The sequence below is a fragment of the Chryseobacterium sp. WLY505 genome, from assembly GCF_030846215.1.
Lineage (GTDB): Bacteria > Bacteroidota > Bacteroidia > Flavobacteriales > Weeksellaceae > Chryseobacterium.
This window is the reverse complement of record NZ_JAVCWI010000005.1, coordinates 20,460-42,610: the sequence shown is the minus strand read 5'-3', so window position 1 is coordinate 42,610 and position 22,151 is coordinate 20,460. Positions and strand designations below refer to the sequence as shown.

At 34.8% G+C, this 22,151-nt stretch carries 24 protein-coding genes; 16 read left to right on the top strand and 8 right to left on the bottom strand.

The genetic code is table 11. From position 1 onward, the window contains the following. Positions 1 to 252: 252 nt before the first annotated feature. The 3 genes from RAH34_RS12165 to recJ all read right to left on the bottom strand — a co-directional run bounded on the left by RAH34_RS12165 (position 253) and on the right by recJ (position 3,089). On the bottom strand, positions 253 to 591 hold the full coding sequence (locus tag RAH34_RS12165) for a DUF3817 domain-containing protein (RefSeq protein WP_062673669.1): 339 nt from the start codon (positions 589 to 591) through the stop codon (positions 253 to 255). Positions 592 to 671: 80 nt separating this feature from the next. Continuing rightward, positions 672 to 1,256: a nicotinate (nicotinamide) nucleotide adenylyltransferase gene (gene nadD / locus RAH34_RS12160; RefSeq protein WP_306596330.1), complete on the bottom strand. Its 585-nt coding sequence runs from the start codon at positions 1,254 to 1,256 to the stop codon at positions 672 to 674. Positions 1,257 to 1,376: 120 nt separating this feature from the next. Next, positions 1,377 to 3,089, bottom strand: a complete 1,713-nt coding sequence (gene recJ, locus RAH34_RS12155; protein WP_114819979.1) for a single-stranded-DNA-specific exonuclease RecJ — start codon at positions 3,087 to 3,089, stop codon at positions 1,377 to 1,379. A gap of 332 nt (positions 3,090 to 3,421) precedes the next feature. Here recJ and RAH34_RS12150 point away from each other — a divergent pair, with 332 nt between their 5' ends. The 3 genes from RAH34_RS12150 to RAH34_RS12140 all read left to right on the top strand — a co-directional run bounded on the left by RAH34_RS12150 (position 3,422) and on the right by RAH34_RS12140 (position 5,423). Further along, a complete protein-coding gene (locus tag RAH34_RS12150) occupies positions 3,422 to 4,234 on the top strand; it encodes a M48 family metalloprotease (protein WP_114819989.1) in 813 nt (270 codons plus the stop codon). 392 nt (positions 4,235 to 4,626) lie between these two features. Then, positions 4,627 to 4,971: an SDR family NAD(P)-dependent oxidoreductase gene (locus RAH34_RS12145; protein WP_306596329.1), complete on the top strand. Its 345-nt coding sequence runs from the start codon at positions 4,627 to 4,629 to the stop codon at positions 4,969 to 4,971. Next, entirely contained in the window at positions 4,920 to 5,423 is a 504-nt protein-coding gene (locus tag RAH34_RS12140) for an SDR family NAD(P)-dependent oxidoreductase (RefSeq protein WP_306596328.1), read from the top strand. The genes RAH34_RS12145 and RAH34_RS12140 overlap by 52 nt, the downstream gene beginning before the upstream one ends. 74 nt (positions 5,424 to 5,497) lie before the next feature. Here RAH34_RS12140 and RAH34_RS12135 read toward each other — a convergent pair whose 3' ends face one another. Then, on the bottom strand, positions 5,498 to 7,120 hold the full coding sequence (locus RAH34_RS12135) for an ABC-F family ATP-binding cassette domain-containing protein (protein WP_034694751.1): 1,623 nt from the start codon (positions 7,118 to 7,120) through the stop codon (positions 5,498 to 5,500). A gap of 121 nt (positions 7,121 to 7,241) precedes the next feature. Here RAH34_RS12135 and smpB point away from each other — a divergent pair, with 121 nt between their 5' ends. The 5 genes from smpB (at position 7,242) to RAH34_RS12110 (ending at position 11,979) form a co-directional block, all read left to right on the top strand. Continuing rightward, on the top strand, positions 7,242 to 7,700 hold the full coding sequence (smpB, locus tag RAH34_RS12130) for an SsrA-binding protein SmpB (protein ID WP_034694839.1): 459 nt from the start codon (positions 7,242 to 7,244) through the stop codon (positions 7,698 to 7,700). A 77-nt stretch (positions 7,701 to 7,777) separates the two neighbouring features. Continuing rightward, positions 7,778 to 9,289, top strand: coding sequence for an OmpA family protein (locus RAH34_RS12125; protein ID WP_306596327.1), 1,512 nt, complete (start codon positions 7,778 to 7,780; stop codon positions 9,287 to 9,289). Between the two features lie 95 nt (positions 9,290 to 9,384). Then, complete coding sequence (locus tag RAH34_RS12120; protein ID WP_034694756.1) at positions 9,385 to 10,125, top strand: YebC/PmpR family DNA-binding transcriptional regulator; 741 nt, start codon at positions 9,385 to 9,387, stop codon at positions 10,123 to 10,125. 57 nt (positions 10,126 to 10,182) lie between these two features. After that, positions 10,183 to 11,007, top strand: coding sequence for a UDP-2,3-diacylglucosamine diphosphatase (locus RAH34_RS12115; RefSeq protein ID WP_114819992.1), 825 nt, complete (start codon positions 10,183 to 10,185; stop codon positions 11,005 to 11,007). Beyond that, the gene (locus RAH34_RS12110) at positions 11,008 to 11,979 is read left to right on the top strand and encodes a glycosyltransferase family protein (RefSeq protein ID WP_306596326.1); all 972 of its coding nucleotides are present in this window, start codon (positions 11,008 to 11,010) and stop codon (positions 11,977 to 11,979) included. On the opposite strand, the gene RAH34_RS12105 is transcribed toward RAH34_RS12110, so the two are convergent. Next, positions 11,968 to 12,258, bottom strand: a complete 291-nt coding sequence (locus RAH34_RS12105) for a GNAT family N-acetyltransferase (RefSeq protein ID WP_105683371.1) — start codon at positions 12,256 to 12,258, stop codon at positions 11,968 to 11,970. The two genes, RAH34_RS12110 and RAH34_RS12105, sit on opposite strands and share 12 nt — an antisense overlap. 18 nt (positions 12,259 to 12,276) lie before the next feature. Further along, the gene (locus RAH34_RS12100; RefSeq protein ID WP_306596325.1) at positions 12,277 to 12,648 is read right to left on the bottom strand and encodes a helix-turn-helix transcriptional regulator; all 372 of its coding nucleotides are present in this window, start codon (positions 12,646 to 12,648) and stop codon (positions 12,277 to 12,279) included. 532 nt (positions 12,649 to 13,180) lie between these two features. Between RAH34_RS12100 and RAH34_RS12095 the strand changes: the two genes are divergently transcribed. Further along, positions 13,181 to 14,005 carry a GLPGLI family protein gene (locus RAH34_RS12095; protein WP_306596324.1) on the top strand — a complete coding sequence of 275 codons (825 nt, stop codon included), beginning with the start codon at positions 13,181 to 13,183 and terminating at the stop codon, positions 14,003 to 14,005. 199 nt (positions 14,006 to 14,204) lie between these two features. On the opposite strand, the gene RAH34_RS12090 is transcribed toward RAH34_RS12095, so the two are convergent. After that, positions 14,205 to 14,423 (bottom strand): hypothetical protein, encoded by a 219-nt coding sequence (locus RAH34_RS12090; RefSeq protein WP_306596323.1) that lies wholly within the window; start codon positions 14,421 to 14,423, stop codon positions 14,205 to 14,207. A gap of 129 nt (positions 14,424 to 14,552) precedes the next feature. On the opposite strand from RAH34_RS12090, the gene RAH34_RS12085 reads away from it, so the two are divergent. Continuing rightward, complete coding sequence (locus tag RAH34_RS12085) at positions 14,553 to 15,434, top strand: hypothetical protein (RefSeq protein ID WP_306596322.1); 882 nt, start codon at positions 14,553 to 14,555, stop codon at positions 15,432 to 15,434. Continuing rightward, on the top strand, positions 15,431 to 16,279 hold the full coding sequence (locus tag RAH34_RS12080; protein ID WP_306596321.1) for a hypothetical protein: 849 nt from the start codon (positions 15,431 to 15,433) through the stop codon (positions 16,277 to 16,279). The genes RAH34_RS12085 and RAH34_RS12080 overlap by 4 nt, the downstream gene beginning before the upstream one ends. Before the next feature lie 30 nt (positions 16,280 to 16,309). On the opposite strand, the gene RAH34_RS12075 is transcribed toward RAH34_RS12080, so the two are convergent. Next, on the bottom strand, positions 16,310 to 17,059 hold the full coding sequence (locus RAH34_RS12075; protein WP_114819995.1) for an RDD family protein: 750 nt from the start codon (positions 17,057 to 17,059) through the stop codon (positions 16,310 to 16,312). A 28-nt stretch (positions 17,060 to 17,087) separates the two neighbouring features. On the opposite strand from RAH34_RS12075, the gene RAH34_RS12070 reads away from it, so the two are divergent. From RAH34_RS12070 to RAH34_RS12050, 5 genes are all read left to right on the top strand, one after another. After that, complete coding sequence (locus tag RAH34_RS12070; RefSeq protein WP_114819996.1) at positions 17,088 to 18,071, top strand: stage II sporulation protein M; 984 nt, start codon at positions 17,088 to 17,090, stop codon at positions 18,069 to 18,071. Continuing rightward, a complete protein-coding gene (locus RAH34_RS12065) occupies positions 18,055 to 19,017 on the top strand; it encodes a DUF4013 domain-containing protein (RefSeq protein WP_306596320.1) in 963 nt (320 codons plus the stop codon). Before RAH34_RS12070 ends, RAH34_RS12065 begins: the two co-directional genes overlap by 17 nt. Next, on the top strand, positions 19,010 to 19,801 hold the full coding sequence (locus tag RAH34_RS12060) for a DUF4129 domain-containing protein (protein WP_114819998.1): 792 nt from the start codon (positions 19,010 to 19,012) through the stop codon (positions 19,799 to 19,801). The genes RAH34_RS12065 and RAH34_RS12060 overlap by 8 nt, the downstream gene beginning before the upstream one ends. Positions 19,802 to 19,813: 12 nt before the next feature. Beyond that, positions 19,814 to 20,971 (top strand): hypothetical protein, encoded by a 1,158-nt coding sequence (locus tag RAH34_RS12055; protein ID WP_306596319.1) that lies wholly within the window; start codon positions 19,814 to 19,816, stop codon positions 20,969 to 20,971. Positions 20,972 to 21,084: 113 nt separating this feature from the next. Further along, entirely contained in the window at positions 21,085 to 22,116 is a 1,032-nt protein-coding gene (locus tag RAH34_RS12050; RefSeq protein ID WP_306596318.1) for a MoxR family ATPase, read from the top strand. The last annotated feature ends 35 nt before the right edge of the window (positions 22,117 to 22,151 follow it).

Genomic DNA, 22,151 nt, shown 5'->3' with positions numbered 1-22,151 from the left:
TGATTATCAATTAATAAAAATTTACATTAAAATATTGATTGCTTGACCTTTCTGTATAATAAGACAAATAAATGATGTTAAATGTTACATCAATGAAAGAAATTATGAAAGATTTTTTTTAAAATATATAATGATTACTGAAATTTATTCCCATACTTCACGAGTTATGCTTCACAAAAAACCACAGGTGAAACAGGATGCATAATAACTGTAAAAATAAAAAGGACCGAAAAGGTCCTTTTATTATATTGTTTATTCTCTGTCGAATCGGGCGAGCTTTTTATCTACCCAAACTGTTGCAAAAGGGAAGAATGCCGATAATAGGGCAAAAACAAAATCTTCATCATCCCAGTTATAAATTTTTCTGGCAGGAAGGCATAACAAAAGATAAAGCGTAAAAAATAATCCGTGTAAACTACCAATAACGCTGATGAAGATAATCGAATATAAATTTTCATCATACCGGATCCAGATCATCGCAACACCATACAACAAAAGACATGAAATGGCCTCCGCAAGACAAATCTGCTTAAACCATCTGATGATTTTTTCCTGAGAATATTTTGAGAATATTTTTTCGATGAAGTCCATTTCTAAAGATTGAGGTGAGAATTAAAAGGTAAGAGTCTTTCTCCCGCTTTTGGTTAATCTCTCATTTCTGATGTACAAAATTACTTATAAAAATTGCTACCATCCAAATATTCAAAAACTTCTGGTGGCAGCATAGGTCTTACATTTTTACTATCCCTTATCATATTACGGATTTCCGTAGCTGAAAGTTCTATTACCGGAGCTTTGATCATGGAGATATTTTCATGCTGTAAATACTCAGAATCTTTTTTCTCACCTTCAAATACTCTGGGATACACAATAATATGATGATTTTTGATCAGTATATCAGAGTTTTTCCATTTGTGAAGGCTTTTCAGGTTATCCTCTCCCATGATGAGACTGAAAGAATAAGCAGGGTATTTTTCATGAAGATACGTTAAGGTATCAATAGTATAACTTGGTTTCGGAAGAGAGAACTCCACATTGGAAGCTCTCATATTGGGATAATTCTTTACTGCCAGCTGTACCATATCCAGCCTGTTATGATCATTCAGTAAAGATTTTTTGTCTTTAAAAGGATTTTGCGGACTTACTACAAACCAAAGTTCATCCATATCAGAATTTTCAAGAATATAATTAGCCAGAATAAGATGCCCGATATGAATAGGATTGAATGATCCGAAAAATAAACCGATTTTTTTCATTTTTTGTTAGGTAATAGGTAGCGGATGGCAGGTAGCAGTAGTTTAAATATCAATATTTTGATCAGAACTTCAAATTAGTTCAGGCTTTTATTACCTGCAACCTAAATCCTGCAACCTCACTTACTCTCTGAATTTTACATCCTTGATATTAAGATAATGGGTGACATTGCCTTTCCAGTGATTTTCTTCCAGGGTAAAAGCAAGATCAAAGTTTTTATTTTTAAAATCGTCAACAAACTGTCCCAGTTTGAATCCGACACATTCAATATTTCGTCCTGTAGATTCCTGTTTGATATAAAACTTCAGGTGATTATTATCTTTTCCCATTGTTTTTACATATCCGGAAAGCTTCTGATCCGTTAAGGTAAAAATAGGTTTCATATTATGAGGTCCAAATGGAGCCAGCTTTCTGTGGAAATTGATAAACTCTCTGTTGATCTCATCTACTTTAATCTCCGTATCAATCGTAATAGAAGGTTCCTTTTGATGATCCTTGATTTTTTCAGAAACTATTCTTTCAAATTTTTCTTTGAATGCTGCAAACTTCTCTTTCTCCATTGAAAGTCCCGCAGCAGCATGATGCCCCCCGAATTTTAGAAAATATTCGGAACACAAATCAAGAGCTTCATGGACATCAAAGTCAGAAACAGATCTTGCGGAAGCTACCATTTCCCCATTATTACCATCGGTAAAAACAAGGGTAGGTTTGTAATAGGTTTCAATAAGCCTTGAGGCAACAATACCGATTACACCTTTATTCCATTCCGGATGATAAACAATTGTAGTATGCTTGGTTTCCTGCTGGGATTCTATAATCTGATTGAGGGCCGAAAGAGTGGAATTCATATCCAGTTCACGCCTTTCATCGTTGAGGTTCATAATATCATTTACAATCTGATTGGCATGTTTCAGATTATCAGAAACCATTAGCTCCACAGCTGCTTTGCCATGAGAAATTCTTCCGGCAGCATTGATCTTAGGAGCGATTTCAAAAACAATATTGGAAATTTCAAAATGAGAAAGCTTATCCTCAGGAATCAATAATCTTAAACCAAGATTTCTGGTCTTTCTGAGGGTTTTTAATCCCATTTTAGCCAGAACTCTGTTTTCTCCTGTCATAGAAACGATATCAGCAGCAATGGAAATTGCCAGAAGGTCTGTCAGTTCAAATAATTCTGCTTCCGGTAATTTGTAAATGGTATTAAGTCCCTGGCAGAGTTTAAAACCAACGCCACATCCGGAAAGTTCTTTGAAAGGATATCGGCAGTCGCTTCTTTTAGGATCAAGCACAGCCGCCGCATTAGGAATCTCTTCCCCCGGAAGGTGATGGTCACAGATAATAAAGTCTATCCCAAGATTGCTGGCATAGTTGATCATATCCAGAGCTTTAATTCCACAGTCCAGAGCAATGATTAATGAAAAACCATTTTCTTTGGCAAAATCAATTCCTTCTGTGGAAATTCCATATCCTTCAGAATTCCTGTCCGGAATATAATAATCCAGATATTTTTTCTCAACAATTTTGCTGAGATACAGGTACATCAGGGCAACTGCTGTAGTTCCGTCCACATCATAGTCACCATATACCAATATTTTTTCTCCATTTTCAATGGCGGTGGCAATACGCTCTACAGCTTTTTGCATGTCTGCCATTAAAAAAGGATTGTGTATATCGTTAAGGTTCGGTTTGAAGAATTCTCTGGCCTTTTGATAATTGTCAATTCCCCTTAGAACGAGGATTTTAGATTCAAAAGTACCAAAACCAAGTGACGAACTTAGTCTGTCAACAACTTCCTCATCGGGTTCGGGCTTGTAAATCCATTTTTGACTCATTTCACAAAAATAAGGAAAAAAGTTCTAAAAGCGTCTTTAAAAATCAGCAAATTAGATTTTAAAATGGGTGTTACAATCCTTGGCAAAATTTATACTTGCTTGTTAAATTGATCAGATTAATTATTTTTTTATCCATTTTAAAAATGATTTCTACAGGAAAATTATCCTCAGTCAGACTATATTTCTCGGGTCTTTTTCATGATTGTTTTATTGGAGATAAGGGTATATATTTTCGATAATTAAAAAAATAATATTCAAAAAAGATATGGTAGAATTTTTAACTCAATAATTGTTAAAAATGGCTATCTTCGTGCTCCAAATTTTAAATGACTATGAAAAAAATTATGATAAGCCTTATGCTATTAGGGGCTATGTATTCGATTAATGCGCAGAAAATTAACCTCGGAAAAGCTGCCGGAATGGTTTCAAATGGTGCAAAAGCCTTAACATTTACCAACGAAGATGCTATTAAATTATCCAAAGAATCAGTAGAATGGATGGATAAAAACAATCCTGTAGCGGGACCTAAAGACCCTTACACTGTGAGACTGAATAAACTGTTCGGAAAGCATAAATCTCAGGATGGACTGAACTTAAATTATAAAGTTTATAAAGTAAAAGATATTAATGCCTTTGCCTGTGCAGACGGAAGTGTACGTGTCTTCTCTTCATTAATGGATATTATGACGGATAATGAATTACTTGCTGTAATCGGTCATGAAATCGGACACGTAAAGAATCAGGATACCAAAGATGCTATGAAATCAGCCTATCTGAAGGCAGCTGCATTAGATGCTGCTTCCTCAGCTTCGTCAGATGTAGCCGCACTAAATGAAAGTCAGGTAGGGAAGATGGCGAATGCGTTTTTAGATGCTTCGCACAGCAAAAAGCAGGAATCTGAAGCAGATACTTATTCATATGACTTCATGAAAGCCAATAAGTATGATGTGGTAGGAGCGTATACAGCTTTTAAAAAGTTAGCCTTACTTTCGCAGGGAAGCACACAGACTAATTTTGAAAAGATGTTCAACTCTCACCCTGATAGCAATAAAAGAGCGGAAGCGATTAAAAAAAGAGCTGAAAAAGACGGTTTGTGGAAAGACCCCGGAACCGTTTCTTTACCTGCATCCAAATTAACAAAGTAGGTTTTAATTAACTATTTAAAATAATACAACTGTTTTAAAAGTCAAAATTTTCTGAGCTGTTGTTTGATCATTTCAAGCATCACGTAATCTTAGAATAGGCTTTTAAGACAGTTTTATTTTTTCTTACCTGTTGATTGCAAAAATTGAAATTTTCATTGCTGCCTTATAAGCCTGCAATATGATCTGAGGTGGATCAGGATATCCATTTTCCTTATTTTCTTTCAATATTTCCAATATAAATGGGCTTTTCAACAAAGCGATTTTGAGCTTTTAGACAAAACGAGATCGTGATGGGCTATGTAATTTTGCTTTATCGGGAATACAGGATAAAGTAAAAATATTTTTTGAATAAACTCCCGGCAAAAAATTAAATAAATTAAAACTAGTTCAAAATGGATTTACAATTAAAAGGAAAAAAGGCTCTCGTTACCGGCTCAAGCTCAGGTTTAGGCGAAGCTATTGCAAAATTACTGGCAGACGAAGGGGCTGCTGTGATTATTCATGGCAGAGACAAGGATCGCGCAGAAAAAGTTATGCATTCTATATTGAAGAAAGGAGGCAGCGCCGAAATTGCTGTAGGTGACCTTTCAACGGATGATGGTGCAGATCAGGTTGCATCTGCGGCTTTGAAGTCCGGGAAGATTGATATCCTCATTAATAATGCAGGCACTACCTCTCACAAATCATGGGGGAAGCTAGTGCTGAGGATTGGCTGGACATTTATAATACTAATGTAGTTTCATATGTCCGGATGATTCAACGCATTGTTCCTCAGATGAAAAAATTAGGTTGGGGAAGGGTGATACATATTGGTGGAGGACTTGGTATACAGCCTATTAAAGAGCAGCCTCATTATAATGCTACTTTGGCGGCCCGCCACAATATGTCTGTTTCTCTTGCCAGATCAGTTAAAGATACGGGAATTACCTCTAATGTAGTTTCACCAGGAGCAATCATGAATCCAATGGTTGAAGAGTGGCTAAAAAATGCTGCACCGAAGTTTAATTGGGGTACTGATCCGAAGGAAATTAAATACAAAGCTGTACAGGAGCTCATTCCTAATGATACGGGCAGATTCGGTGAACCTGAAGAAATTGCAGGAGCTGTGGCCTATCTTTGTAGTCCTTTTGCTGATTATATCAGTGGTTCTGTACTTAGGGTTGATGGCGGTACAATCCGTTGCTTGTAAAAACAACAGATATGATTATAAAAAAGGCTGTCCTGAAAGACAGCCTTTGATTTTTATCTGATATTCTTGAATGATTAAGAATACATTTTTTCTCTCAATTCTTTTACTTTTTTATCAGCAAGGTACTCGTCATAGGTCATTTCTCTGTCGATGATTCCGGTAGGAGTCAGCTCAATGATTCTGTTACAGACTGTTGAAAGCATTTCGTGGTCATGAGATGCCAGTAAAAGGTTTCCTTTGAAGTTAGATAAAGAGTTGTTCAAGGTTGTGATACTCTCAAGGTCTAAGTGGTTGGTAGGTTCATCCAATAAAAGAACATTGGCTTTTTGAAGCATCATTCTACTGAACATACATCTCATTTTTTCACCTCCTGAAAGTACTTTACAAGATTTCAAAGCTTCATCTCCTGAGAATAACATTCTTCCTAAGAATCCTCTTACGAATTCTTCATGGCGCTCTTCGTCATTCTTTGTAAACTGTCTCAACCAGTCAACTAAGCTTAAGTCTTCCTGGAAGAAGTTGGTGTTGTCTAAAGGCATGTGAGACTGGTTTGTTGTCACTCCCCATGCAACTGTTCCTTTATCAGCTTCTACATTTCCAGCCAGAATTTCGAAGAATTCGGTAATAGCTAAAGAGTTTTTGGAAAGGACAGCTACTTTATCTCCTTTTTTAAGATTTAAATCAACATTAGAGAATAATAATTCTCCGTCTTTTGTTTTCTCAAGACCTTTTACATCAAGGATCTGATCTCCAGCTTCTCTTTCCATTTCGAAAATAATAGCAGGATATCTTCTTGAAGAAGGCTTAATATCATCAATATTTAATTTGTCGATCATTTTCTTTCTTGCAGTTGCCTGTTTTGCCTTAGCAACGTTAGAACTGAATCTAGCAATGAAGTCCTGAAGTTCTTTTTTCTTCTCTTCAGCTTTTTTGTTGGCCTGAGCTCTTTGTCTAGTTGCCAATTGAGATGCCTGATACCAGAAAGAGTAGTTACCCGTGTACAGGTTAAGCTTAGAATAATCAAGGTCACCGATGTGTGTACAAACCGTATCAAGGAAGTGACGGTCGTGAGATACAACAATTACTGTGTTTTCATAATCAGCAAGGAAGTCTTCCAGCCATGAGATAGTGTCAATGTCAAGGTCGTTGGTAGGCTCATCCAGAATCAAAACATCAGGGTTTCCGAAAAGTGCCTGAGCCAAAAGAACTTTTACTTTGTCTTTGTTCTCAAGTTCACTCATCAGCTGCCAGTGCATATCATCTGTGATTCCTACGTTAGAAAGCATGGTCTGAGCATCAGATTCTGCAGTCCATCCACCCATTTCGTCATAAATTACACCCAATTCTCCGGCTTTGATACCGTCTTCGTCAGAGAAATCTTCTTTTGCGTATAACGCATCCATTTCCTCTTTTATCTCAAATAATTTCTTATTACCTCTTAAAACAGCTTCAAGAACTGTAAACTGATCGTAAGCAAAGTGATCCTGCTCCAAAACTGACATTCTCTTCCCTGGTTCCAGAGATACATGCCCTGTTGTAGGATCCTGCTTTCCTGTTAGTATTTTCAGGAATGTAGACTTTCCCGCACCGTTTGCTCCGATGATCCCGTAGCAGTTTCCTTTGGTAAACATAATATTTACCTCGTCAAAAAGAACTCTTTTCCCGAATTGTAAAGATAAGTTAGATACTGTTAACATATAGTTTTGTAAATTTGGCGCAAAAATACGAAAAGAATTTGGGTATTTTGTAATAATATAATAGTCAAGTTTTTAAATGTATGGTATTTTTTATATATTTCATTAACGAAATTTTAAAATGATGAAGATTGAGAAAACAGTTAGCATATTAAATAAAAGAGCCCGTTTTGAATATGAAATTCTGGAAGAATACGAAGCCGGAATGGTTTTGACGGGTACGGAAATAAAATCTTTACGTTCATCCAAAGCATCCATTACAGAATCCTTCTGTCAGTTTATTGATGGGGAATTGTACATCATCAACATGATGATTGATGAGTATAAATTGGGAACTTTTTACAACCACAAAACAAAAAGGGAACGGAAATTGCTCTTGCACAAAAAAGAATTACAAAAACTTGAAAAAAAGTTAAAGGATGCCGGGAACACCATAATACCTTTAAAATTATATATCACTGACCGAGGGAAAGCAAAGGTGCTGATAGCGCTTGGTAGAGGGAAAAAACTTTTCGATAAAAGAGAGGCGATAAAAGATAGAGAAAATAAACGGAACCTCGACAGAATATTAAAGAAAAGTTAAAAATCATTTGAAAAACTTTGTATATAAAGAAAAATTATATTTATTTTGCATTATCAATTATTTAATCATTTAATTCTATGAAAAATCTAAAATTAGGAATTTCAGCATTGGCGCTTACTGTTGCCTCTACTGTTTTCGCACAGACTACCAACAATCCGTGGTTAATCGGAGTTGGTGCTCATGCTGAAAACCACGTAGCAGCAAGAGGTAACTTCAGTAATACGTTCTCTGCTAACAATTTGACAAAAAGTATGTTCAATGTGAACAACTTTTCTATTACACCTCCACTATCTAAGTTAACAGTTGCTAGAAACGTTGGTAAAGGTTTAGTAATTGACTGGCAAACTTCTGTTGGAAATGTTGAAAACAAAAGATTCAACATGGGGAAAGAATTTTTCCTAATGACAGGTCTTGGTTTCCAGGCTCACGCTGCAGGTCTTTTATGGAACGAAGAATCTTGGTTTGATCCATATTTAAGAGTTGGTGCTAACTACTTAAGACATGACTATACAGCTCTTACTTTCCCTAGAACATCTGTTGATGCTAACGGTAACGCAATCGAAACTGTAACAAACGGTAAGGATGGTAACGAAAACGGTAAAGCTAACCACTTTACTGTAGCTACAGGTGCTGGTGCTAACTTCTGGGTAACTAAGAACTTCGGTCTTGGTATTCAGGGAGATTATGTATCAACTCCAGGTGATAAATCTACTGTTGCTAACTTCTGGCAAGCTTCTGCTTCCATCTTATTCAGATTCGGAAACAGAGACAGAGATAAGGATGGTATCCTAGATAAAGATGACCTTTGTCCAGATACTCCAGGTTTACCAGAATTCCAAGGATGTCCTGATACTGACGGTGACGGAGTTCCAGATAAAGACGATCAATGTCCAGAAGTGGCAGGTCCAGTTGAAAACAACGGATGCCCTTGGCCAGATACTGACGGTGATGGTGTAATCGACAAAGATGACGCTTGTCCTACAGTAGCAGGTCCTGCTGAAAACAACGGTTGTCCTTGGCCAGATACAGACGGTGACGGTATCTTAGATAAAGATGATGCTTGTCCTACTGTTCCAGGTCTTCCAGAATACAACGGATGTCCTAAGCCAAAAGATGTAATCGCTAAAGAAGCTACAGGAGCTCTTAAAGATATCTTATTTGATTTCAATAAAGCTACTATCAGACCTGAATCTAGTGCTAAATTAGATCAAGCGGCTACAATCATTAAGCAATCTAACGATGGTACATTCTTAGTAACTGGTCACACAGATAAGAAAGGTGCTGATGCTTACAACTTGAAACTTTCTAGACAAAGAGCTGCTTCAGTAGTAGGTGCTCTAGAATCTAGAGGAGTTAATGCTAACCAGTTAAAATCTGTAGGAGTTGGAGAAAGAGACGCTACTGTTTCTGAAAAAGCTTCTGATGCAGAAAGAATGGTTGACAGAAAAGTAGTTGTTGAAGCTGTAAACGGTGCTGCTTGGGATGCACTTAAGAAATCTGATCTAGAAGTTGTAGAGAAGAAGACTGTAGTGAAGAAAGCTAAAAAAGCTCCAGCTAAGAAAAAAGCTGCTGCTAAAAAGAAAAAATAATTAATTTTTCTAAATAATGAATACCTCCAATTTGATTGGAGGTATTTTTTTTTTGTGGACTTTTGAGTAATTTTGTTGGAAATTTAAAAATTAAAATGGGAAGAGCATTTGAATATAGAAAAGCTTCTAAAATGGCCAGATGGGATAAGATGGCCAAAACATTCTCTAAAATTGGAAAAGATATTGCTTTAGCAGTGAAAGCTGGTGGAACAGATCCTGAATCCAATCCTGCATTGAGAAGATGTATCCAAAACGCAAAAGGTGCCAATATGCCTAAGGATAATGTTGAAAGAGCAATTAAAAAGGCAAGTGGTGCGGATGCAGAAAACTATGAAGAAATCACTTATGAAGGTTATGGGCAAGGCGGTGTTGCTTTTTTTGTGGAATGTACTACAAACAATACAACAAGAACGGTAGCTAACGTAAGAGCTGTTTTCAATAAGTTTGACGGTAACCTTGGTAAAAATGGTGAACTGGCATTTATCTTCGACAGAAAAGGAATTTTCACCATAGATTTAGCCCAGATCAAAATGGATTGGGATGATTTCGAAATGGAAATGATTGACGGAGGAGCAGAAGATGTAGAAAAGGATGAAGAAGAAGTAATGATTACAACTGCTTTTGAAGATTTCGGTTCTTTATCTCACAAATTAGATGCGCTCGGAATTGAAGCAAAAAGTGCAGAACTTCAGAGAATTCCAAACAATACAAAAGAAGTAAACGCAGAACAGTTCAAAGCGAACATGAAAATGCTTGAGCGTTTCGAAGAAGATGATGACGTGCAAAACGTTTACCACAACATGGAAATCACAGAAGAGCTGATGAACTCTTTATAAAAAATAATATAGCATTCATATACAGTTAATTTTCAATTAGTTTCTTTGTATAAAACTATGAAAAGAAACGTTGAATTAGTTGTTATATCGGATGTTCATTTGGGAACTTATGGATGTAAGGCTAAAGAATTGTTGAGATATCTCAATTCTATCCAACCTAAAACGTTAGTTTTAAACGGTGATATTATTGATATCTGGCAGTTTAAAAAGTCTTACTTCCCTAAACCTCATTTGAAGGTAATCAGAAAGATACTTTCACTGGCTACCAAAAACACAGATGTCTATTACATTACAGGCAATCACGATGAAATGTTCCGCAAGTTCACCGATTTTGAACTGGGAAATCTTAAAGTCTGCAATAAAATCTGTCTGAACATTGATCAGAAAAAAACCTGGATATTTCACGGTGATGTTTTCGATGCATCCGTCCAGCATTCCAAATGGATCGCCAAACTCGGCGGAAAAGGTTACGACCTCCTTATTATTATCAATAATGTTGTAAATTGGTTCTTAGAAAAAATGGGTAAAGAAAAATATTCGTTTTCCAAAAAGATCAAAAACAATGTGAAAAAAGCAGTAAAATATATCGGGGATTTTGAATTGACAGCTTCTGAGCTGGCCATTGATAACCAATATGATTATGTGGTATGTGGGCATATTCACCAGCCACAGATCCGTGAGGTTGTTAATAAAAAAGGATCCTGTACTTACCTGAATTCCGGTGACTGGATAGAAAATCTTTCTGCTTTGGAATATCATGATAAACAATGGAAGATCTTTTATTACGATGAGCATAAGCATTTGCTGAAAGATGATGAAGCAGAAGAAATCCCGGAAATGGATAATTCTGCTCTTTTAAAAATTGTAACCAACTTTTCCTAAATGAAGATTTTGTATGCATTCCAGGGTACTGGAAACGGGCATGTTGCCAGAGCACAGGAAATTATTCTTCTTCTCAAAAAGCATGCATCTGTGGATACCTTAATAAGCGGTCATCAATCGCAATTGAAGGCTGATTTTGACATTAACTTTCAATACAGAGGCATTTCCCTTCTTTATAATAAAACAGGAGGCCTGTCTTACCGAAAAACATTCACCGAAAATAAATTCTTTGAAGCAGCTAAAACCATCAGAGAATTGGAGCTGTCACAGTATGATTTAATTATTAACGATTATGAACCTCTGACAGGCTGGGCTTCGAAACTTAAAAAGCTTCCGTTGATAGAACTCAGCCACCAGGCTTCCATGAGTTTTCCTGAAACACCCAAACCAAAGGAAAAAGATTTTCTTGGAGAAATGATTTTGAAATATTACGTTCCCAGTGAAAGGAAAATCGGGTTTCATTTTGAAAATTATCATCCACAGATCAAAAAACCGGTGATCAGGAGAAAGATCAGAAATCTGAATCCTTATCAACAGGGGTATTATCTTGTTTACCTGCCTAGTTTTGCAGATGAGAATATCATCAAGGTTTTAAGAAAAATTCCTGTGGAGTGGAAAGTGTTTTCAAAATACAGCAAAGTACAGGTGAAAGTAAAAAATGTGGAAGTATTTCCCATTGATGAAAGCCAGTATCTGAAATACTTTGAAGGCTGTGACGGAATTTTGTGCAATGCAGGTTTTGAAACTCCGGCAGAAGCACTATTTATGGATAAGAAACTATTTGTGATACCTATTCACAATCAATATGAGCAGGAATGCAATGCATGTGCTCTGGATAAAATGGGAATTCCCAATTCCAAGGTTTTAAATCTTCAGGAAATAATGGAATGGGTAGCATCAGATCATCATCTCAGAGTAGATTATCCGGATGATATTGAAGATATCCTGGTAAACGAGGTATTAATTCTTTAAAAAGATATCGTCCACATCACTCATTCTCATCATCACAGACCTTGCATAGGAACAGTGCGGATATACTTTCCAGTTATTTTCTCTGGCAAATCTGATGGCTTCTTCCACTAAAAACTTTCCCATTCCTCTGCCTTCAAATTCGGGATGTACCAATACAAAAGAAATAATAAATTTATGGTCTTCAGGGAAAATAGTGTAGGTAAGCCTTCCGACTTCTTTTATTTCGTTATTTAAAGTGAGAACTCCACCGTTCCCGGATTTATTGTTTTCAAATTTCATTGCAGTAAAAATTTGTTATTATTGTTTTTCCAATATTTTTATACGCTTTGTAAGTTCCTGAATTTCTTTTTTCAGAAGGTTAATATATTCCTGCTGATTTTGAAAAAGAAATTCAGGAATGTTATAAAAGTAATTGTTACTAGCGGAATAATTACCAGAAATATTGTCGTAATTATTCACATGATGAATATTAGCTGGATCATCCTCTTTTATATCCTCTACAGAAGTATTCAGAACTTTTGCCATACGCTCCCATTCTTCATCTGAAATCTTAATTTCACCCTTTTCTCTTCTATGGTATTGTGATTGCGTCATATGCAGTATTTTGGCTATACTTTCCTGTGTGTATTCTTTGTCCTTTCGGGCTTTGATAAGTTTGTTTTTGATCATCTTTGTGTTTTTATGTTGATACAAATATAGTATTTTACGGATTAGATAAATATAAAAACAGTCATACCTATATCTTTTTTAATAATTCATGAGGGGGTGGTTTTATTACAGAAAAAAATATTATTTAATAATTATAATTAGTATTTATGTGGTGAAATCACATAAAATTCACATAAAAATCATAGATTTATTTCATTCTTGTTTGATATATTTGGAATGGTAAAAACACACAAAAACAATTTTAAAAAAATTATTATGAGAAAAATTAAATTACAAAAGGTGCATTTGCATGATGCAAAACCATTATTCAGAACAGAATTGAAAAACGTTTTTGGAGGTAATACTCCGACATCTCCTCAATACAATGACGGAAGCAGTTACATGTGCTGTAACCGTAATGGTTGTAGTGCATGTGTAAATAATGCTATACCAGCATGTGTTGAAGGAGCCTGGCCAGTTCCATGTTAATTTGATAAATATGGAAAGGGGTTAATGACCTGATTTCCCCCTTTCCTTTATATATTTCAAATCAATGAAAAATATTCTATTTTTTCTTCTTATCATAATAAATATTAATGCTCAAAAGAAGAGATTTATATATGACTATCAATATGTTTCCGATTCTACAAAACACTCAGAAGTAAAATCTGAAACCATGTATCTGGATATTGGGTCAAAAGGGTCTGTCTATTATAGCAGTAGTGCTTATGTGAATGATTCAACTATGATTGCTGATGCAAAACTGGGAAAAATGACTATGCCTGCTGAAGGAAAAATTAATGAGCGTGTATGCAAAAATTACCCTGATTATAAAACTTTTCTTTGTACGAAATTCTATATAGAAAAATATAAGGTTTTAGACGAAAGGCAGCAAAATTGGAAAATACATAAAGAGAAGGATAAAATAAGCGGTTTTAATGTCCAAAAGGCCAGTCTGGAATTTGCGGGAAGAAAATGGATAGCTTGGTTTAGCACAGAAATCCCAATTCAAGATGGACCTTATAAATTTCATGGATTACCTGGTTTAATATTGAAAATTGAAGATGAGACGAAAAGCCATTGTTTTGTATTGAAGGGCATGAGGTCGTTATCTAACAATACGGTTTATCCTAATATTGATCAATCAAAAAAAGAAATAGAGATTAATCAAAGGAAATATGGGACGTTATTTAAAGAATACAGACAAGATCCTGTAAAAGATTTAAAACAGTTATTTAATGAAGGAAAAATGGTGAGTTATACTGACAGATCCGGAAATATAGTTACTCCTTCACAAATAATTAAAAATTTAGAATCTGAGCGTAAGAGGATGATTTTAAAGGACAATAATATTATAGAGCTTGACTTATTACAATAATTTTCTTTCAGTTACAGATAAGATAATTCAATCAGATTTTATTTTGAAGAAACAGTAACAGTTGGAACTTAATATAATCCGACGGGGTTAGACGGTCGTTAAATACACAAAAATGATATTTCTTTCGGCGCAACCAGATGACACATACTTTATATGGCAGCTGGAAATACAACTGAGAAACTTTCGTTCCTTAGGAATTTTAAAAGAAAAAATTCATATTGTGATTGGTTACCATCCAATAGTAGGATTGAAGTCTGATTTTAAGGTGTTCATTCATAATAATAAGGATTTTGCTCTTTTTTTTCTTTACCCCGATACAAGGAAAAGGAAGAAATACCTTTCTTCCATAAGACCTCATTTGCTGAAAAAGCATTGGAAACAATTTCCATTTCTGGAAAATCATTATATTTTTTATCATGACTCTGATATTTTGTTAAGCAGGATTCCAGTTGTTGATACTAATGCTATGAATTATGTTTCCGATACACGCTCTTACCTGAACTGTCAATATATTACCTCAAGAGCCGATACTGATCTTCTGTATAAAATGGCTGAGTTGGTAGGAATTACGGTAGAGACAGTCTTTAAAAATGATGATCATATGGGTGGAGCCCAATATCTTTTACATGATATGTCGTCTGAATTCTGGGATAAAGTAGAGGAAGATTCTGAAAATATTTTTAATTTACTTACTCAGTATAATACAAAAGAAAAGCAAAAAAAAATAAATCTTCCAGATTATCTGCCAAAAGAAATCCATGCATGGTATGCTGATATGTGGTCTGTACTCTGGAATCTATGGTTTTTTAATAAAGAAGTCCGGATACATGAAGAAATGAATTTTTCATGGCCCACTTATCCTATTGAATATTGGAAGATCAATCCAATTCTCCATTATGCTGGTGAACATGAAGATAAAAAACAATTTTTTTATAAGAGGGACTATGTACATTATCCTCCATGGTATGATGAAAATTTAGATTTTATTCCTGATACAAACTGTAGTTTCCCAATTATAGAACTTATAAAAAAAAGAAGAGAAGAATGTGATGCTCAAAGACTGGAATTAAGGAATATTACATTGTATTTTAAGGAAGATACTGGAAAGAAATATTATGATAAATATTTTGTCACCAGAGAAAATAAGAACATCATTGAAATCTTCAATTCTGTAATAATTCCTGAAAGTTTAGTAAAAGAGATAGATACTCTATTAAAAGATGAAAGCTATACAGAAATACAATTTACTAAAGTGTATATGGTAGATGAGCTCTTTACAGAAGCCTTTAAAAGAGTATTGGATACTATGATTTTAGAATTAAATAGGGGGAAATTTTCCTTACATCATACAGACTGGATTATAAAAGTTAAAGAAAGTTACAATATAACCCCTCTTAGAATTACTAAAGAAATCTACCTTTTACAATGAATGTTGGCTTGATCAATGGCTTATCAGGAGAAGCTCTACGACTATTTTTAAGTGAGAATGACACTTGTCATAAAAAAGGTCTGGCTTTGTTGGATTTTATTGCTGAAAAAATATTTTCTTGTAAAGATTATAGTTTTGAAAATGGGATTACGGGATTCGGCTGGCTAATCGCTTTTTTGCATCAAAAAAAATACTTGAACATTAACAGCGATGAAATTTTAGAAGATGTGGATGATCAGATTTACAAAATAACACTTGCTGATCTTGGACAAGATGAACCAAGTATTGATAAAATATTGGGTTTAGTCAACTATTTTTTGATGAGATATAGGAATGACAATTTGGGTGAAAATTATTATAGGAAATTTGCTCATTCGGAATGCCTAAATTTACTCTTCAATTATCTTATAAATTATATTGAAAATTGTATTCGTGATACAAATATTACACCGTATGATTTTAACTGTTGCTGTAAAATTTTACTGAAGCTAGGATATAGCATCGAGTATTTAAGCTTTAAAAATGTAAATGATCAGTTAATTGAATTCCATATTTATTTTATTCTTTTTTATGAGGCAAAAAGAATAACATCAAAAGACTTTGAAAACGAAATATATACAGAAGGATTGCTTTATCTTCTTATGTCTGCTAAACAAAAAAAGTATGAAATTCTCGAGCAAAGACTTCTTTATATAGGCAAAAAAGCGGGGGAATTATTCCTGCAGCATTTTATATACAAAATATATTCTAAGCGAAAATGTGATTATTCTTTATTAAAGGATGAAAGATTATTGTTTATACTCACTAATTATATAGAGGAAGAAATACAATTATTTAAACATTAACTATGGTAAATATTTATTGTTGGGTAGTTACTAATTATCTTTCCCCGTGTAATAGTTATAATCTTTGATAATAACATTGATAAACTGCCTTTCCGTCATTTTAGTGGGATCTATTTCCAGCTTCAGAATACTTTTGATTTTTTCGGATAGTTTACTGATGATCTGTCGGTCATCCACTTTCAGAGCTTTGGTATAATTATCTTTGATGATTCTCATATCATTATCACTCAAAGCAATCACCTGCGGAAAAGAAGGAACATAATTCTCATGGATATTCTCCAGGATTGTATGAGAAATATTAATGTTATTTTTTAGGGAGATCACAGCCGTTCCGGAAGCAATGTCGCCTAAACGCTGGTTGTTTTTAGAAACAATCATAGAAATAAGCCCGACTACTCCGGCAAATGAAACATCTACAATTCTGAAAACCCAGCGGATCATATAATCTGCGAAGCTGGCCTGGTAACCATCTATTTTCACCACTTTTATTTTCATCAGTTTCTTACCGGGAGTCTGCCCTTCCATTAAGCTTTCCAATACAAGAGGATAAATATAAATAGGAAAGGTAAGGACAAGGTAGACAGCCCGTATCGACCAACCGTCAAGACCATTCAGAAGATATCCCAAATCGAAAATATTAAAGAACAGATACAGGATAATGACTACGTAAGCAATCCTGATCAAAAGATCAATAATGAAGGCAAGCATTCTTTCTCCTACACCTGCAATATTAAAATTAATATTTACATTTTGTGAGGTATTTATCGCAATTTGAGACATATTTTTTATTATTTTAGCCTTAACAATTATGAGAGAAGTTTATTTCATTAAACAAAATAAAGAAAAATGGTTGGGAATAGAACAGGTTATTCAAGGGAAAATTAAAAAAAATCCTGATGACCTGTCTTCGTTGTATATAAATCTCATCAACGATCTTTCTTTTGCCCAGACTTATTACCCCAAAAGTAATACTACCGTTTATCTGAACCATTTATCTGCCCAGATTTTTCAGAAAATTTATAAAACCAAAAGGGTAGAGGAAAACAGATTGGTTTACTTTTTCAAAACAGAAGTTCCGTTGTTGATGTATCAGTACCGGAGATATCTGATGTATGCCTTTCTCTTTTTTATTTTATTTACTTCAATAGGAGTACTTTCGGCCATTTATGATAAGAACTTTGTGAATATTATTCTCGGAGAAGGATATGTGAATGAAACTATCGAAAATATTAAAAATAATAATGCGGTAGGTGTTTATCAGAGTGGAAGTACCTGGGGAAGCACCATCGGAATTATTTTTAATAATATCCAGGTAGGAGCAAAATTATATATTTACGGTATTGCCGGAGGAGTGGGAACATTGTTTGCATTGCTTTCCAATAGTGTAATGTTGGGAGCCTTTCAATATTTCTTCTATGATTACGGAGCATTGAAAGACAGCGCCAGAGGAATATGGCTTCACGGAGTTTTTGAAATTTTTGCCATGGTGGTAGAAGCCATGTGTGGATTGATTCTGGGAGCTTCTATCTTATTTCCGAGAACGTTTTCAAGATTTAATTCGTTTAAAAAAGGATTTAAAGATTCATTTAAAATATTTTTAAGTACTGTTCCTTTCACCATTTGTGCCGGGATTATAGAAGGATATGTCACCAGACACGCATTGAAGATGCCTTTACTATTGAACCTAATCATCATTTTTGGCTCACTGGCAATTATTGGATACTACTATTTTGTATATCCGTCTGTTGTTTACAAAAAAACTAATAAACACATCAATGATACAATTTTATAAAAAAAGAGACTTCGGAACTTTTATCAGTGATAGTTTCAATTTTTTCAAATTATACGGAAAGAATTATTTTAAAAACTATATTTTGATCAACGGCTTGCTTTTGATCTTAATGGTTACAGTTGTTATTTTCGGCTATAAAGAACTTTTTTCACAGATATTCGGATCCAATTTGGGAGGAGAAACCTATTATTTTGAGCAGTATTTTTCTGAAAACTCAGGGATGCTGATTACAGTGGGATTATTAACTTTCCTGCTTTTCATGGTTCTGATGATTGTCAATTATCTGTATCCTGTTTTTTACTTAAAAAGAATTGCACAAGGTGCAGAAAAAATAAAGACTGATGAAATTCTGGGAGACTTTAAAAACAATGCCGGAAGAATTGGGAAACTATGTCTGGGAATGATCTTTATCGTTACCCCGGCCATTTTATTTGTAGTGGGCTTTTCTTATATCCTGGTTCTTATCATTATCGGATTCTTCCTTATCCTGCTTCTTTATCCTACGATATTTAATTTTACAACATTTCTGATGTATGATTATTTTAATTCGGACAGAGGTTTCTGGGGAAGTTTGAGCTATGCTTTGCGTTCTCAGTTTTCTTACCCGAATGGAAGTGAAAAATCGCCGTTCTGGAAATATTGGGGATCTGCATTTGTGATGTTTATTATTATGTATATGATAACATCCATATTCACATTGATCCCCATGATGTTTTTTTACGGATCGCTTCTTACGTCTACACCGGATGGAAATTTTGAGCAGAATCCTTTTACCGGAGCTGCAGGAATTGTATTTTTTGTATTCTATGGATTTTCTATGCTGCTTTCTTTTTTCCTTTCCAATCTGATGTATGTAAATGCGGGGTTGATGTATTATGACAGCAGAACAGATCTCCACCAGAGAGTAGAATTGGCAGAAATAGACACGATTGGAATCAATGAATAAAATTCTTTTTTTCATACTGCTTTTTTTCTCTCTTGGGCTGGTTAAAGCTCAGGAAGATAATCCTGCTTCTGATGATCTGGTAGATTCATTGTATACCACCGGACATTACAGGAATATGCTGCGTGCGGATTCTGTGCTGATGAAATACCCGGTATCGGAGAATGAGGTTTATCCCAAAACATTTAAAGAAAATATTCCGTCAAGATATAAAGGAAATGAATTTGATTATTCCGTATCAAAGCCGAGAGAATCTTTTTTTCAGAAGCTGATGCGAAAAATCAATCAGATTATACAGAGTATTTTTGGGGAAACAGCATTCACTAAATCGGCAGAGCTGACCACGATCCTTATTCGTCTGTTTGCGATTATTCTTGTAGGCTTTCTGCTTTATTTCATCATTAAATACATCATGGGGAAGGATGGAAACTTTATTTTTGGCAGGAAGAATAAAAAACTGGATCTTAATGTGCAGGAGCTCCATGAGAATATCCACGAAATCAATTTCCCTGATAGTATCGCGAAATTTGAACTTGCAGGAGATTACCGCTCTGCAGTTCGCTACCAATTCCTGTTTGTTCTTAAAAAACTAAGTGACAAAAAACTGATCAACTGGAATCCGGAAAAGACCAACAAGGATTATGCTGCAGAACTTAAGGCTCCTCATCTGAAAAATGAATTTTATAATCTTTCTTATATCTTTGATTATGTCTGGTACGGTGAATTTAATATTGAAGAAGAGAGCTATCAGAAATTTAAAAACCAGTATCAGGCCTTTAAACCATAACAAATAGTAACCATGAATAAAACTTTCAAAACATATGCTGTAATTTTCGTCATTGTGATGATTATTCTGGCGTTGCTTGAAGTTAACAAAAAAGAAACGACAGACTGGCGGAAGAATTTTGATATCAACGAAAAGTCTCCGTTTGGATTATTTGTTTTTAATAATGAAGCGAAAGATCTTTTTAAAAATAACCTGAAGAAAATTGAGCAGGTTCCTTACGAATATTACAGCCAGCACAAAAAAGGAGCTCACAATATTGTAGTCATTGAAAATAACCTTGACGGTGAGTCGTGGAAAAAAATCCTGTCTCAGGTATCTGAAGGTTCAGACGCATTTCTGATGGTAACCCGTATGCCTAAAGAAATTTCAGACAGTATCGGATATTACGATTCTGAAATTTCTTTTGAAGAAGAAAATGTCCTGAAACTTACCGATAAAAAATTTCAGAATGATTTTCTTAAATTAGATAAATTTCCATCGGGTAGACGTTTTTCATTCATTAAGCCTAAAGTGGAAGTACTGGGGAAAACCGTTGAGAAAAAGAATACAGATCAGGCCAATTTTATTAAAGTAAAGTTTGGGAAAGGATACATCTATGCTCATACAGAACCGCTTTTCCTGACCAATTATTATCTTCTGAAACCCGGCAATGTAAAATATGCACAGGATGTGTTTTCATATCTTCAGGATAGGGAAACCCTTTGGTTTGTCTCAAATAAAAGCTCTGAATCACGCTTTTTCATGAGATTTATATTGTCAAATCCACCTTTAAAATATGCATGGTGGGTATTTTTAGGAGGACTTATTCTTTTTATCTTCTTTAATGCAAAAAGGAAACAGAGAATCGTCCCTGTAGAAGAACCATTAAGAAATACTTCCCTGGATTTTGTGAAAAGCATTGGAAATCTGTATCTTCAGGAAGGCGATTTTCATGACATGATGGCCAAGAAGGCTCAGTACTTTCTGAACAAAGTGAGAATGGATCTGTTGATAGATACTCAGAATGTAGATGAAGAGTTTGCAAAAAAATTACATCTGAAAACTGGTAAACCCGTAGAAATGATTGACGAAGCAATAGCACTTATCAAAAAAGCTCAGGATCCTTACGCCAGTGTAATGAAGGAAGATCTTACAAGGATCAATAAGCTCCTTGATGAAATACTTAAATAATATAACAATAGAATAACCTAACCATATAACAGTTTTTCAATGCTAAAATGTCTGTTCGTTAGAATAAATGTAATTGTAGATAGTCATTGTTAAACTAGCAAATTAAAATTATTATGGAAAACTTTGATAACCCGAATATAGAAAACCAAAACGCTATCAATCTTAATAAACAGGAAGAGCAGTTTCAGTCGAGAATTGATATGATTGAACTTCGTGCGAGTTTAGAGAAAGTAAAATCTGAGATCGGAAAAGTAATTGTAGGACAGGAGAAGATGATTGAACATCTTTTGGCTGCATTACTTTCAAACGGACACGTACTTATTGAAGGCGTTCCGGGAGTAGCGAAAACAATCACGGCAAAATTATTAGCCAAAACCATTGACGTAGGGTTTAGCAGAATTCAGTTTACTCCGGACCTGATGCCTTCTGATATTTTGGGGACTTCCGTATTTAATGTGAAAAATTCAGAATTTGAATTCAAAAAAGGTCCTATCTTCTCCAACTTCATACTGATTGATGAGATCAACAGATCGCCTGCCAAAACGCAGTCTGCATTATTTGAAGTGATGGAAGAAAGACAGATCACAATGGATGGTATACGTTATACGATGGAAGAACCTTTCCTTGTTATTGCTACCCAAAACCCAATTGAACATGAAGGAACATACAGACTTCCTGAAGCACAACTGGACCGTTTTCTATTCAAAATCAATGTAGGATATCCTAACCTTGAGCAGGAAATTGCGATCATTAAAAATCAACACGAAAGCAAAAAAGAAGATAAAACAGAAGGAATTAACCGTGTGATCAGTGCAGAACAGTTGAAAAACTATCAGCATCTGGTAAAAGAAATCATTGTGGAAGCCCAATTGATGGAATACATTGCAAAGATTATCATCAATACCAGAGAAAACCAATTCTTATATCTGGGAGCATCTCCAAGAGCTTCCCTGGCTCTTCTTACCGCTTCAAAAGCATTTGCTGCCATAAGAGGGAGAGATTTTGTAACTCCTGAAGATATTAAAGAAGCAAGTTATGCTGTTTTAAGACATAGAGTCATTGTATCTCCCGAAAGAGAAATGGAAGGTCTTACTGCAGATGAAATTATCCGTCAGATTTTAGAAGGAATAGAGATTCCAAGGTAGGTAGTAGATAATAGGCGGCAGGTAGCAGTTGATAG